This window comes from Gordonia sp. NPDC058843 (assembly GCF_042743165.1).
GTDB lineage: Bacteria > Actinomycetota > Actinomycetes > Mycobacteriales > Mycobacteriaceae > Gordonia.
In genome coordinates this window covers 37,862-52,004 of the sequence record NZ_JBHYNC010000027.1, presented here as the reverse complement: position 1 = coordinate 52,004, position 14,143 = coordinate 37,862, and the positions used below count along the sequence as shown (strand labels likewise).

Here is a 14,143-nt window from a genome sequence, read left to right as displayed (position 1 = left end):
ACACCCGACACGGATCCACCCGGTGCCAAGCCACCCCACATGGGGCACGATGAAGGGAGGCACCGCACAACATCGGAGCGCGGTGCCCGACGCCATGCAGTCGGACCACCACCCCGAGTCCGGCCTGTCAGAGGGAGTAGGCATCACCGTGACCAACCAGATGGACCATGCGACACAGGACGTCTCGCCGAGCGAACCCGCCGGGAACACCGGCCCCCGCTCGAACGGACGCGCCGCCGGACAGCGAGTCCGTGTCATCCGTGAAGGAGTCGCGTCCTATCTGCCCGACATCGACCCCGACGAGACCGATGAATGGCTCGACTCGTTCGACGCCCTTCTCGAGGCCGCGGGCCCCGGTCGCGCCCGGTACCTGATGCTGCGACTCCTCGAACGCGCCGGCGAGAAGCGCGTGTCGATCCCCGCGCTCACCTCCACCGACTACGTCAACACCATTCCCACCGAGGCCGAGCCCTGGTTCCCCGGTGACGAGGACGTCGAGCGCCGATTCCGCCAGATGATCCGCTGGAACGCCGCGATCATGGTGCACCGGGCGCAGCGCCCGGGCGTCGGCGTCGGCGGTCACATCTCCACCTACGCCTCGTCGGCATCGCTGTACGAGGTCGGTTTCAACCACTTCTTCCGCGGCAAGGATCACTCCGGCGGCGGCGACCACATCTTCATCCAGGGCCACGCCTCCCCGGGCATCTACGCCCGCGCCTACCTCGAAGGCCGGATCGACGAGGCCCGCATGGACGGCTTCCGGCAGGAACACAGCCACGCGGGTGAGGGCGGCGGCCTGCCGTCGTACCCCCACCCGCGCCTGATGCCCGACTTCTGGGAGTTCCCGACTGTCTCCATGGGCCTCGGCCCGATGAACGCGGTCTACCAGGCACGTTTCAACCATTACCTGCATGACCGCGGCATCAAGGACACGTCCGACCAGCACGTGTGGGCATTCCTCGGCGACGGCGAGATGGACGAGCCGGAATCGCGCGGCTTCGCCAGCTTCGCGGCCACCGAGGGCCTCGACAACCTGACCTTCGTCATCAACTGCAACCTGCAGCGTCTCGATGGTCCGGTGCGCGGCAACGGCAAGATCATCCAGGAACTCGAATCCTTCTTCCGCGGTGCCGGATGGAACGTCATCAAGGTCATCTGGGGACGTGAGTGGGACTCGCTGCTACACGCCGACCGCGACGGCGCACTGGTCAATCTGATGAACACCACCCCCGACGGCGACTTCCAGACCTACAAGGCCAACGACGGCGCGTTCGTCCGCGAGCACTTCTTCAACCGCGACCCGCGTACCAAGGAGCTCGTCAAGGACCTCTCCGACGCCGACATCTGGAATCTCAAGCGCGGCGGTCACGACTACCGCAAGATCCACGCCGCCTATGCCTCGGCGATGACCCACAAGGGACAGCCCACGGTCATCCTGGCCCACACCATCAAGGGCTACACGCTGGGCAAGCACTTCGAAGGCCGCAACGCGACGCACCAGATGAAGAAGCTGACCCTCGACGACCTGAAGGCCTTCCGCGACAGCACGCGAATCCCGATCACCGACGAGCAGCTCGAGAAGGACCCGTATCTGCCGCCGTACTACAACCCCGGCAAGGACTCGCCGGAGCTCCAGTACATGCTCGACCGGCGCAAGACCCTCGGCGGCTTCCTGCCGAGCCGGCGGACGAAGGCGAAAGTCCTGAAGGCCGACATGAGTTCGGCCCTGAAGGCCACCGCGAAGGGGTCGGGCAAGCAACAGGTCGCCACGACCATGGCGCTCGTGCGGGTCTTCAAGGATCTGTTGCGCGACAAGGAGATCGGCAAGCGCATCGTCCCGATCATCCCCGACGAAGCGCGTACGTTCGGTATGGACTCGTGGTTCCCGACCCTCAAGATCTACAACCGCAACGGTCAGCTCTACACCTCGGTCGACGCCGAATTGATGCTCGCCTACAAGGAGAGTTCGGAGGGACAGATCCTCCACGAGGGCATCAACGAGGCCGGCTCGGCGGCCAGCTTCGCCGCCGTCGGCACGTCGTACTCGACTCACGACGAGCCGATGATCCCGCTGTACATCTTCTATTCGATGTTCGGCTTCCAGCGCACCGGCGACAGCTTCTGGGCGGCCGCCGATCAGATGGCGCGCGGCTTCGTCATCGGCGCGACCGCGGGCCGCACGACGCTGACCGGCGAGGGACTCCAGCACGCCGACGGGCACTCGCCGCTGCTGGCCGCGACCAACCCCGCGGTCGTCGCCTACGATCCGGCCTTCGCCTACGAGCTCGGCCACATCGTCGAGAGCGGCATCGAGCGGATGTACGGGGACGACCCGGAGAACGTCTTCTACTACCTGACCGTCTACAACGAGCCGATCAGTCAGCCGGCCAAGCCCGAGGGACTCGACCCGACCGGCATCGTCAAGGGCGCCTACCGGTTCCAGAAGGCGCCGGAGGGCAAGGAACACCCGGCCAACATCCTCGTCTCCGGTGTGACCATGCCCGACGCACTGCGCGCCGCCGACTTGCTCGCGGAGGAATGGAACGTCGGCGCCGACGTCTACTCGGTCACCTCGTGGAGCGAGCTGGCCCGAGACGGCATCCGCGCCGATCGCGAGGCACTGCGCGACCCGGCGGCCGAGCCGGCCCCGGCGTATCTGACCGAGTTGCTCGCCGATGCCGCCGGCCCGTTCGTCGGGGTGAGCGACTACATGCGCGGCGTGCAGGAGCAGATCCGGGCGTATCTCCCGGGCTCGTATCTCACGCTGGGCACGGACGGTTTCGGTTTCTCCGACACGCGTCCGGCGGCACGGCGGTTCTTCAACGTCGACGCCGAGTCGATCGTGGTGGCGGTACTCGTCGCGCTCGCCCGGGACGGCAACATCGAGATGTCGGTGGCCAAGCAGGCCGCCGACAAGTACCGGATCGACGACGTCGCGGCCGCACCCGAGCAGACCAGCGATCCGGGCGTCGCCTGAGCGTCGCGCGTCGGACGCGACCTCGTCTCGCCCCACGGTCGGGTACTGCGCCCGGCAGAGGGTCTAGATTGAGGTCGTGTCCGATCCTCGCGTGAACAGGAAGCCACCACCGGCTGACGTGTTCGGTGAGCGGGGTGCCCACGTACCGGCCCCCGCCACCGTCCACGACGCACTCCCGGACACGCTGCTCCGCCGGGTCAAGCAGTACAGCGGTCGGCTCGCCACCGAAGCGGTCCACTCGATGCAGGACCAGTTGCCCTACTTCTCCGATCTCGACGCCGCGCAGCGCGCGAGTGTGCAGCTCGTCGTGCAGACCGCAGTGGTCAACTTCGTCGAGTGGATCCAGGACCCCGAGGGCAACGTGAAATTCACGGTCCAGGCCTTCCAGGTGGTTCCCCAGGACCTCGCCCGACGTATCACCCTCCTGCAGACCGTCGAGATGGTCCGCGTCGCCATGGAGTTCTTCGAGAAGTGGCTCCCGCTCCTGGCCCGCAACGACGCCCAGCTCCGCGCGCTCACCGAGTCGGTGCTGCGGTACGGGCGGGAGATCGGTTTCGCCGCGGCATCGATCTACGCCTCGGCCGCAGAGTCGCGGGGCGCGTGGGATTCCCGGCTCGAGGCCCTCGTCGTCGACGCGGTGGTCCGCGGCGACACCGGCCCCCAGTTGTTGTCTCGCGCAGCGGCACTCAACTGGGACTCGGATGCGACCGCCACCGTCATCGTCGGGACACCGCCACCGGAACAGAACGTGTCGGTACCGCTGGCCATCCACAACACGGCCAAGTCCTTCGACCGGTCGGCCCTGTCGGTGGTGCAGGGCGCGGTACTGGTGGCCATCGTGAGCGGGCCCGCCCGTCCGACCGAGAAGTTCGTCGCGGCCCTGCTCTCCCACTTCGCCGACGGTCCGGTGGTGATCGGCCCGACTATGCCGAACCTCGGTAGTGCGCACTCGAGCGCCACCGAGGCCATGGCCGGGATCGAGGCGGTGGCCGGTTGGCCGAGCGCTCCCCGGCCTGTCCACAGTCTCGAACTGTTGCCCGAGCGCGCCCTCAACGGCGACGAGTCAGCGATGACCGCTTTGATCGAATCCCTCGTCCATCCGCTCGCCGACGGCGGCGCGACGCTCACCATCACGCTCGACGCGTACCTCGACTCGGGCGGCTCGGTCGAATCGTGCGCCCGCGTTCTGTACATACATCCAAATACCGTTCGGTATCGACTGAAGAAAATTTCAGAAATCACAGGACGTGACCCAACTAACCCGCGAGATGCCTACGTTCTGAGGATCGCGTCGACGGTGGGTCGTCTGACACACTTCCGGCACAAATTGCCATCATCCGCCACATGAGTCACACCGGTTTCATGTCCGATTCACCGTTTCCCCTGATAGAAGCCTTAAGAACACGGTTCGATAACAAATCTCAGACTGGTGACGAACCAGGTGACCTCCAGGTCACCTTTGTGGGAACCCCACAAAAGGCGGCAACAAGGTTCATGCTTCTCCACACCCACATCCCCGGGGTAAAGGGTGTTCTCTGGTCACGTGCTTTCGATGCTTGCTCCCGGACAGGGTTCACAGACACCCGGCATGCTCGTGCCATGGCTCGAACTGCCGGGCACGCGTGACCAGATCGCCACGTGGTCCAAACAGACACAACTGGATCTCGAGCGTCTCGGCACCACCGCCACGGCGGAGGAGATCACCGACACCGCGGTGACGCAGCCGCTGGTCGTGGTCGCCGCTCTGCTGGCGTACGACGAGGTGCGCAAGAACGGCGAACTGCCCGCCGACGCCGTGGTCGCAGGTCACTCGGTGGGCGAACTCGCCGCCGCGGCGATCACCGGCGTGATCTCCGCCGACGAGGCAGTCACGCTGGCCGCGATCCGCGGTGCCGAGATGGCCAAGGCCTGCGCCCTGCAGCCCACGACCATGGCCGCAGTCCTCGGTGGCGACGAGGCGGCGGTCCTCGCCCGGCTCGAAGAACTGGAGCTCGTGCCCGCCAACCGCAATGCCGCCGGCCAGATCGTCGCCGCCGGCGCGGTGGAGCAGATCGACGAGCTCATCGCGTCACCGCCGGAGAAAGCACGCATCCGCAAGCTCGCGGTCGCCGGCGCGTTCCACACGCACTTCATGGCGTCGGCCCAGGACGCCGTCGCCGCCGCCGCCGCGCAGATCACGCCCGCCGATCCCGCCCGGACCCTGCTGTCGAACTCCGACGGTCAGCCTGTAACGAACGGCGCCGACGCACTGACAAAACTTGTGGGTCAGGTGACCAAGCCGGTTCGCTGGGATCTCTGCTCGGCGTACCTGCGTGATCACTCCGCCACCGCCGTGGTGGAACTGCCCCCGGCGGGCACGCTCGTGGGTATCGCCAAGCGCGAACTCAAGGGCACCCCGGCGCTGGCGCTCAAGGAGCCCGGCGACATCGCGAAGATCACCGAACTTGGATAGCGGTCGCGACTGGTTCGCGACCCCCGGAACGTCGGCCTGAGGCCGACGTGTCCAAGCGCGCGGACTCTTCGGTCCGTCCTGCGCTCCGGAAACCCACGTCCATGAAGCAAAACCGAAAGGGAACCACACAGTGGCTGCCACCCAGGAACAACTCATTGCCGGCATCGCCGAGATCATCGAGGAAGTCACCGGCATCGAGCCGTCCGAGGTGACTCTCGAGAAGTCGTTCGTCGACGACCTCGACATCGACTCGCTGTCCATGGTCGAGATCGCGGTCCAGACCGAGGACAAGTACGGCGTCAAGATCCCCGATGAGGATCTGGCCGGCCTGCGCACCGTCGGTGACGCCGTCGCCTACATCCAGAAGCTCGAGAACGAGAACCCCGAGGCCGCCGCAGCCATCAAGGCGCAGGTCGAGGCAGACGAGGCCTGATGACCCCCTCTTCCCTCCGCGAGTACAACACGCTGGGTGGGAACTTCCCGAGTGTGGTGGTCACCTCCATGGTGGCCACCACCTCGTTGGGTGGGGATCTCGACTCGACCTGGAAGAACCTGCTGGCCGGCGAATCGGGCATCCGTGAGCTGACCGACGACTTCATCACCAAGTACAACCTGCCGGTACGGATCGGCGGTCGTCTCCTCCAGGATCCTGCCGAGGAGGTCACGCGCGTCGAGTCCCGACGGATGGCCTACGTCGAACGCATCGCCCACGTGATGAGCAAGCGCCTCTGGGCGCAGGCCGGCGAACCCGACGTCGACAAGGACCGCCTCGCCGTCGTCATCGGCACCGGCCAGGGTGGCGCCGACGCGATGATCGACGCGGTCAAGGCCATGGAGGGCACCGGGAACTACCGCAAGGTGTCCCCGCTCGCCGTCTCGATGGCGATGCCCAACGGTCCGGCCGCCGTCGTCGGACTCAACGTCGGCGCACGAGCCGGCGTCATCACTCCGGTCTCGGCCTGTTCCTCTGGTGCCGAGGCCATCGCCCACGCATGGCGTCACATCGTCATGGGTGATGCCGACATGGTGGTCACCGGCGGTGTCGAAGGACACATCGACGCGGTGCCGATCGCAGCCTTCTCGATGATGCGCGCGATGAGCACGCGCAACGAGGATCCCGCCGCGGCTTCGCGTCCGTTCGACAAGGATCGCGACGGCTTCGTCTTCGGTGAGGGCTCGGCCATGCTGATCCTCGAGCGCGAAGATCACGCCAGAGCGCGCGGCGCGCACATCCACGCCCGCCTCCTGGGCTCCGGCATCACCTCCGACGGTTTCCACCTGGTGGCACCTGATCCCAGCGGTCAGGGCAACGCGCGGGCCATGGCACGCGCGCTGCAGACCGCCGGTCTCCAGAAGTCGGACATCAGCCACATCAACGCGCACGCCACGTCGACACCCATCGGCGACACCGCGGAGGCAGCGGGCATCCTCGCCGCCATCGGTCAGCACGCCGCGGTGTACGCGCCGAAGTCCGCGCTCGGACACTCCATCGGTGCCGTGGGGGCGCTCGAGTCGGTCCTGACCATCAAGAGCATCGAGGAAGGCGTCATCCCGCCGACCCTCAACCTCGAGAATCTGGACCCGGAGTGCGCGATCGATGTCGTCCACGGTGAACCCCGCTACGGGCAGATCGACTACGCGATCAACAACTCGTTCGGTTTCGGTGGGCACAACGTGGCGCTCGCCTTCGGTCGCTACTGAGCACTCCCGCCACACCCCCGACACCCAGGAGACATCGATGACGACCTTGGCTCCCGTTGCCGGCCGCGAAGAGGCTGCCGATCCCCGCGACCCCCTGTTGCGGCTGACGAACTTCTTCGACGAAGGCACGATGTCGCTGCTCCATCCGCGCGACAAATCGGGAGTCCAGGCCGCCATCGGTCTCGTCCACGGGGTTCGCACGGTCTCCTACTGCACCGACGGCACCGTCATGGGCGGCGCCATGGGTGTCGTGGGGTGTGCGCACATCGTCAACGCCATCGACACCGCCATCACCGAGCAGGCGCCGGTCATCGGCATCTGGCACTCGGGTGGCGCGCGCCTCGCCGAGGGTGTCGAGGCGTTGCACGCGGTGGGACAGGTCTTCGAGGCGATGGTGCGTGCCTCCGGCTACATCCCACAGATCTCGGTGGTCGTCGGCTTCGCCGCCGGCGGCGCCGCCTACGGCCCGGCGTTGACCGATGTCGTCATCATGGCGCCGGCCGGCCGGGTCTTCGTGACCGGCCCCGACGTCGTCAAGAGCGTCACCGGCGAAGAAGTGGACATGGAGTCGCTGGGCGGCCCCACCACCCACGGCAAGAAGTCCGGCGTCTGCCACATCGTCGCCGACTCCGAGCCCGACGCGCTCTGGCGCGCACGGCGTCTCGTCTCGACGTTCACCCAGCAGGGGCACTTCGACCGCGAACACGCCCGGGCCGGCGACACCGACCTCAAGGCTCTGCTGCCCGAGTCCAATCGCCGTGCCTACGACGTTCACCCCGTCGTCGAGCAGTTGCTCGATTCGGGCGTTGGCGCCGACGGGGAGACACCGATCTCCAGTTTCGAAGAGCTGCAAGCCAAGTGGGCACCGAACATCGTCGTCGGCTTTGGTCGGCTGTCCGGTCGCAGCGTCGGCATCATCGCGAACAACCCGCTGCGGATGGGCGGCTGCCTCAACTCCGAGAGCGCGGAGAAGGCATCACGGTTTGTCCGCCTCTGCGACGCCTTCGGCATCCCGCTCATCGTCATCACCGACGTGCCGGGCTACCTGCCCGGCGTCGGCCAGGAGTGGAACGGCGTCGTCCGACGGGGCGCGAAACTCCTGCACGCCTTCGCCGAGGCCTCGGTCCCCCGTGTCACCCTGGTGACCCGAAAGATATACGGCGGCGCCTACATCGCGATGAACTCGCGTGCCCTGGGCGCCACTGCGGTCTTCGCCTGGCCGGGTTCCGAAGTCGCCGTGATGGGCGCCAAGGCTGCGGTGGGCATCCTGCACAAGAAGGCTCTTGCGGCTGCGCCCGACGACGAGCGCGAGGCTCTGCACGATCGCCTCGCCGCCGAGCACGAGGCGATCGCCGGCGGTGTCGGCCGTGCGCAGTCCATCGGCGTGGTCGACGAGATCATCGACCCGGCACAGACACGCAGCATCATCGCCGAGGCCCTTGCCGCGGCACCCGCACGCCGCGGGCGCCACAAGAACATCCCGCTCTGACTCTTCTGCACAGATGACGAGTGCCCCGGTCCTCGAAGGACCGGGGCACTCTTCGTTGTCGTGTCTGCTTCCTGCTAGCCCACCCGCTGCTGCAACCAGGTGACCTCGGCGCCGGCGCCGCCCATGCGGTACTGCTCGAGCGCGTTGTCCCATGCGGTACCGAGCGCGCCTTCGAGTTCGCCGGCGAGACCGGCGCTGTCGGGCTGTGACTCGATCATCGAGCGCAACTGGTTCTCGCCGATGATGACGTCACCGTTGGCACTGGTGGAGCCGCGCCACAGACCGAGGCCGGGGACGTAGCAGAACCGCTCGCCATCGACCCCCTCGCTCGGGTTCTCGGTCACCTCGAACCGAAGCGCCGACCACTCGCGCAGAGCGGTCACCAGACGCGCGGCAGTGCCGACCGGCCCTGCCCAGTCGACAGTGGCATGCTGCATGCCCGGATCGGCATCCTGTGCCGACCATTTCAGGTTGGCGCGCGCATTCAGGGTCGACGACAGAGCCCACTCCACATGCGGGCACAGCGCCACCGGCGCCGAGTGGATGTAGACCACTCCTGTTGTCATGTCCGCAAACTGGTTCAGGTTGCGCACTTGTTCACCTCCGTTGTCGACGAGGAACGTCTTCCCCAACACACCTCGCGACAGCGGATATCACACTCGTGAGGTCAATTGTGCCCCATGATGCACGTGTTGCGCTAGTTTCTCGTGCGAGAAAAATTCAGTTCTGTGACGAGAGTTCATCAACGACACGATCGTTGAATTCGCTCCACAGCGGCTTCGCCCAGGGTCCGAAGGGTCGGTCGGTGAGCACCACACATGCCGCGTCGAGTTCCGGATCCACCCAGAGGAACGTGCCGGCCTGCCCGAAGTGCCCGAACGTGCGCGGTGAGTTCCTCGTGCCGGTCCAATGCGGGCTCTTCTCCGACCTGATCTCGAAGCCGATCCCCCAGTCGTTGGGGCGATGCTTGCCGTAACCCGGCACAAAGCCGTCGAGCCCGGGAAACTGCACCGACGTCAGCGTTCCGAAGGTCTCCGGCGCCAGGAGGCGAGGGTCCAGCAGCTCCTGCGCGAAGACCGCCAGATCGGCCGCGCTCGATCGCGCGGCGTGGCCGGCCGGCCCATAGAGCGTCGTCGATGACAACCCCAGGGGTGCGCACACGGCTTCGGACAGGTAGCGACCGAACTCGATGCCGGTTGCCTCCGCGACGAACTCAGAGGCCACCTCGAAGCCCGAACTCGAATAGATTCGCTGCTCCCCCGGAGATGCCTCGACCTCGCGACTGTCGTAGGCCAGGCCGGACGCATGTGAGAGCAGATGGGCGAGAGTCGACCCCGACGGTCCGGCCGGGTCGTCGAGCTCCACCGCCCCTTCCTCTACGGCCACGAGGACCGCGTAGGCCACCAACGGCTTCGTGACCGAGGCGAGTTCGTAAACGCGAGCGGGGTCGCCGAACTGCTCGGCGACCCCGTCACGGGTGATGATCGCCGCCGACACCTGGTCGACGGGCCATTCACTCAGAGATTCAAGGACAGACACATCGGGTCACGTTACCCGGGTGCTCACCAGTCCTCTTCGGTGTAGCGGATGACACCACGGATGTTCTTGCCGTCCAACATGTCCTGGTAACCCTCGTTGATCTGGTCCAACCGGTACTGCCGCGTGATCATGTCGGCGATGTTGAGCTTGCCGATCTTGTACATCGACAGCAGCTGCGGGATGTCGAGCTTCGGGTTGGCACCACCGAAGATGGAGCCCTGCAGATTCTTCTGCAGCAGGGTCAGCATGGCGAGGTTGAGGTTGACATCGCTCTCCAGCATGTTGCCCATGCCGGTCAGGACGCAGGTGCCGCCCTTGGCCGTGATTCCCATCCACAGATCGACGTCCTTGCCGTGGACCTCGCCGACCGTCACGATCACCTTCTGGCACATGCCGCCGTGGGTCGTCTCCGCGATCGCCATCGCGGCCTCTTCGACCGAGGCGAACGCCGCAGTGGCCCCGAACTTCAGCGCCTGCTCGCGCTTCCACTCCACCGGGTCGATGGCGAACAGATTGCGGGCGCCGGAGATGACCGCACCCTGCAGGGCCGCGGTTCCCACTCCGCCGACACCGACGATCGCGACGTCCTCGCCCGGACGCACGTCGCCGCTGCGCGTCGACGAACCGTAACCGGTGGGGATGCCGCAGCCACACAGTGCCGCGACCTCGAACGGAATATCCTTGTCGATCTTCACAGCCGACGCCTCGTGCACGACCATGTACGGCGAGAAGGTACCCAGCAGCGTCATCGGATAGACGTTCTCACCGGATGCGGTCTGGATGCGGAAGGTGTTGTCCGACACCGCCTCGCCCTGCAGCAGCATGGCGCCGAAGTCGCACAGGTTGGCCATTCCCGACTGACACGACGGACACTTGCCACATGACGGGATGAACGACAGCACGACGTGGTCGCCGACCTCGAAATCGGTGACACCCTCCCCGACCTCGGCGACGACGCCCGCACCTTCGTGCCCGCCCAGGATGGGGAACCCGGCCATCGGGATGCCACCGGTCATCAGATGATGATCGGAATGGCACATGCCTGCGGCTTCCATCTTGATCTTGATCTCGTGGGCCTTGGGATCGCCGATCTCGATGTCCTCGATCGCCCACGGCTTGTTGTGCTCCCGCAGCAGTGCACCTTTAGTCTTCACTGAACTCCTCCGTTCGAACCCGGCGGCGTCTCACACCGGGAGGATCTACTCACTCCGACGGTTGCCGCCATGACGTGACAGTAGTCACTCAACCACAAAATTGGAACGTGTTCTAGTGCGCGTTTCAGGGCCGGGCCGGGGCCTGGCGCGATCGAGACGGACGAGGACACAACGACCTGGACACGAGTGCTCGCGCCCAGGTCGGAGGGTGTTGATGTAGACGACTACGTCAGTCGGACAGGCCGGCGTCCTTGCTGCCGTAGCTCTGGCGCAGTGTCGGCTTGACGACCTTGCCGCCGGCGTTCCGTGGCAGTTCGTCGACGATGACGATGTCCTTCGGGTGCTTGAACCGCGCGAGGTTCTCGTTGAGGTACGGCTCGAGGTCGGCGAGGGTCAGGTCCTCGACCCCCTCGGCCAGCACCACCACGGCCACCGGCACCTCGCCCCACTTCTCATGCGCACGACCGATGATCGCCGCCTCGGTGATGCTCGGATGACCGAAGAGAGCGTTCTCGACCTCGGCGCAGTAGATGTTCTCGCCACCGGAGATGATCATGTCCTTGGCGCGGTCGACGACGTAGAGAAAGCCTTCCTCGTCCGCGCGGACCAGGTCGCCGGAGTGGAACCAGCCACCGGCGAAGGCGTCGGCGGTGCCCTGCTCGTTCTGCCAGTAGCCCTTCATCATGTTCGGGCCCCGGTAGACGATCTCGCCGACCTCACCCTGTGCGACGTCGTTCCCCTCGGGGTCGACGATGCGCGCGGTCACCGCGGGGACCACCTTGCCGATGGAGCCGATCTTGCGCAGCGCGTCCTTGCCCTCGAGGACACAGGTGATCGGCGACATCTCGCTCTGCCCGAAGACCGCGACGTTCAGCGCTTCCGGGAAGGTCTCGTTCATCGCGTTCAGGACCGAGTCCGACGCCGGTGCGGCACCCCAGCTGATCACCCGGAGCTTGAGGTCGCGCGGCTTGGCCTGCTGCGCGGCACAGACGGCCTGCCACTGCGCGGGCACCAGGAAGATCGAGGTGGTGCCTTCCTTCTCGATGGTGTCGAGCATGTCGTTGGGATCGAACGCACCGAGCGGATGGATGACCGAGAGCGCGCCCATGTAGAACAGCGGCGCCATCGCGCCGAGGCCGGCGATGTGGAACATCGGCGCGACGCAGGACCCGATGTCGTCGGACCGGGTCTGCAGAGCCTGCAGACAGGTGACGGCCTGTGCCTGCATGTTGGTATGGGTGAGCATGGCGCCCTTGGGCTTTCCGGTCGTGCCCGAGGTGTACATGATCAGTGCGACGGTCTCCTCGGGAACGTCGATCTCCTCGAGATCCGACGAGTCCTCGGCGACCAGAGTCTCGTAGTCGAGGTGGTTCTCCTTGTCCGAACCACCGACCACGATGGTGTGCTCGATCGCGCCGGTGGAGGCGGCCGCGGCATCGGCCAGCGGGGCCAACAGGGTCTCGGTGACGATAACCTTGGCACCGCTGTCGTTGACGAGGAAGGCGACCTCGGCCGGGCTCATCCGAATGTTCACCGGCACGGGGATGGCGCCGATCAGGTTGGCGCCGAGGACCGCTTCGACGTACTCCGAGCGGTTGAGCAGGACGATCAGGACTCGATCGCCGAACTGCACACCGCGCCGGCTCAGCGCGGCGGCGAAGGCCCGGCTGCGCTCGTCGAGCTCCTTCCACGTGGTGATGTTGCCCAGGAATTTCAGCGCCGGCTTGTCCGGGGTCATGAAGGCGTGACGGCGGATCTGGTTGTTCCAGTGGTTGCGGCGCGAGCGCAGCGGCTCGGTGGCCAGGTCGCTGAAGGTGTCGACGGTCGCGGTCATACGATCGGTCTCCTCGTTGTCTCTCTGGTGATGGGGTCGGGAACGGTTGTGGTGCAGTGCGTCCGGCGCGACGCAGGAATCACTTGGAGGCGCCGGCGAACGCCGTGATCGCCGCCTGGAACTCCGGGGACTGGAGCAGTTCGGTCTGGCCTTCGAGCTCGCGCTCGATCGCGGCGTCGAAACCGGCCATCGTGTGCGCGTCGAGCGCGGCCTTCGTCAGCCGAAGCGCCGCAGCACTTTTGCCGGCGAGCTTGCGCGCGACCTTGTCGACGGTCTCGTCGAGTGCGGGACGGTCGTCGACGACCCCGTTCACGAGGCCGGCCGCGAGCGCTTCTCCGGCACGCAATTTCTCGCCGAGCAACGCCAGTTCATTGGCACGCACGCGACCGACCGCGGTGGCGAACGACATCGACGCGGCACCGTCGGGCATCAGACCGATGTTGACGAATGCGAGGAGGAAGTACGACCGCGCGGTTGCGTAGATGAGGTCGGCACCGAGCGCGAGTGACGCGCCGATTCCGGCTGCCGCGCCGTCGACGGAGGCGATCACCGGAACCGGGACCGACCGTACGGCGCGCAGGAGATCGGAGCCCCCGGAGATGATTTGTCGGGCCTGCTCGCGGGTGAAGCCGGACGCACCGCCCTCGGTCGATCGCTCGGCGAAGCCCCGGACGTCGGCCCCGGCACTGAAACTGCCGCCCGCGCCGTCGATCACGACCACGCGCACGTCGTCCCGGCTCGACCACTCGGCCAAGGTCTCCTCGATCGCCTGATGGGCGCCGCCGTCGAGGGCGTTCATCCGTTCGGGTCGAGAAATCGTCAGACGCCCGATTCCGGAGTCGTCCACGGACGTCACGACTCCGCCGTGCGTGATCTCGTCGCTCACTACCTCTCCCCACTCATGGCCGGTTCAGATAGACACAGCGCCCCGCATCTGTGCCATCGCCTAGATTACTATCACAGTGCGACGCAGATCACGAGAATACTCGTTAACTTC

At 66.3% G+C, this 14,143-nt stretch carries 11 protein-coding genes; 6 read left to right on the top strand and 5 right to left on the bottom strand.

Annotated elements, in window-relative coordinates:
• Positions 1-94: 94 nt before the first annotated feature.
• The 6 genes from aceE (at position 95) to ACFW3F_RS17155 (ending at position 8,619) form a co-directional block, all read left to right on the top strand.
• Positions 95-2,977, top strand: coding sequence for a pyruvate dehydrogenase (acetyl-transferring), homodimeric type (aceE, locus tag ACFW3F_RS17180; protein ID WP_388059469.1), 2,883 nt, complete (start codon positions 95-97; stop codon positions 2,975-2,977).
• Between the two features lie 76 nt (positions 2,978-3,053).
• A complete protein-coding gene (locus ACFW3F_RS17175) occupies positions 3,054-4,325 on the top strand; it encodes a PucR family transcriptional regulator (protein WP_388059431.1) in 1,272 nt (423 codons plus the stop codon).
• 195 nt (positions 4,326-4,520) lie between these two features.
• Positions 4,521-5,429, top strand: a complete 909-nt coding sequence (locus tag ACFW3F_RS17170) for an ACP S-malonyltransferase (protein WP_388059429.1) — start codon at positions 4,521-4,523, stop codon at positions 5,427-5,429.
• 130 nt (positions 5,430-5,559) lie between these two features.
• Positions 5,560-5,862 (top strand): meromycolate extension acyl carrier protein AcpM, encoded by a 303-nt coding sequence (gene acpM, locus ACFW3F_RS17165; protein WP_004022984.1) that lies wholly within the window; start codon positions 5,560-5,562, stop codon positions 5,860-5,862.
• Complete coding sequence (locus ACFW3F_RS17160) at positions 5,862-7,130, top strand: KasA/KasB family beta-ketoacyl-ACP synthase (RefSeq protein ID WP_388059427.1); 1,269 nt, start codon at positions 5,862-5,864, stop codon at positions 7,128-7,130. The genes acpM and ACFW3F_RS17160 overlap by 1 nt, the downstream gene beginning before the upstream one ends.
• A gap of 37 nt (positions 7,131-7,167) precedes the next feature.
• Positions 7,168-8,619 (top strand): acyl-CoA carboxylase subunit beta, encoded by a 1,452-nt coding sequence (locus ACFW3F_RS17155; protein ID WP_388059425.1) that lies wholly within the window; start codon positions 7,168-7,170, stop codon positions 8,617-8,619.
• A 74-nt stretch (positions 8,620-8,693) separates the two neighbouring features.
• Here ACFW3F_RS17155 and ACFW3F_RS17150 read toward each other — a convergent pair whose 3' ends face one another.
• The 5 genes from ACFW3F_RS17150 to ACFW3F_RS17130 all read right to left on the bottom strand — a co-directional run bounded on the left by ACFW3F_RS17150 (position 8,694) and on the right by ACFW3F_RS17130 (position 14,032).
• On the bottom strand, positions 8,694-9,212 hold the full coding sequence (locus ACFW3F_RS17150; protein WP_388059423.1) for a DUF3145 domain-containing protein: 519 nt from the start codon (positions 9,210-9,212) through the stop codon (positions 8,694-8,696).
• 127 nt (positions 9,213-9,339) lie between these two features.
• Positions 9,340-10,158, bottom strand: coding sequence for a serine hydrolase domain-containing protein (locus ACFW3F_RS17145; protein WP_388059421.1), 819 nt, complete (start codon positions 10,156-10,158; stop codon positions 9,340-9,342).
• Between the two features lie 23 nt (positions 10,159-10,181).
• Positions 10,182-11,312, bottom strand: a complete 1,131-nt coding sequence (locus tag ACFW3F_RS17140) for an NDMA-dependent alcohol dehydrogenase (protein WP_388059419.1) — start codon at positions 11,310-11,312, stop codon at positions 10,182-10,184.
• 229 nt (positions 11,313-11,541) lie between these two features.
• A complete protein-coding gene (gene fadD5 / locus ACFW3F_RS17135) occupies positions 11,542-13,146 on the bottom strand; it encodes a fatty-acid--CoA ligase FadD5 (protein WP_388059417.1) in 1,605 nt (534 codons plus the stop codon).
• 79 nt (positions 13,147-13,225) lie between these two features.
• Positions 13,226-14,032, bottom strand: coding sequence for an enoyl-CoA hydratase-related protein (locus ACFW3F_RS17130; protein WP_388059415.1), 807 nt, complete (start codon positions 14,030-14,032; stop codon positions 13,226-13,228).
• Positions 14,033-14,143 lie beyond the last annotated feature (111 nt).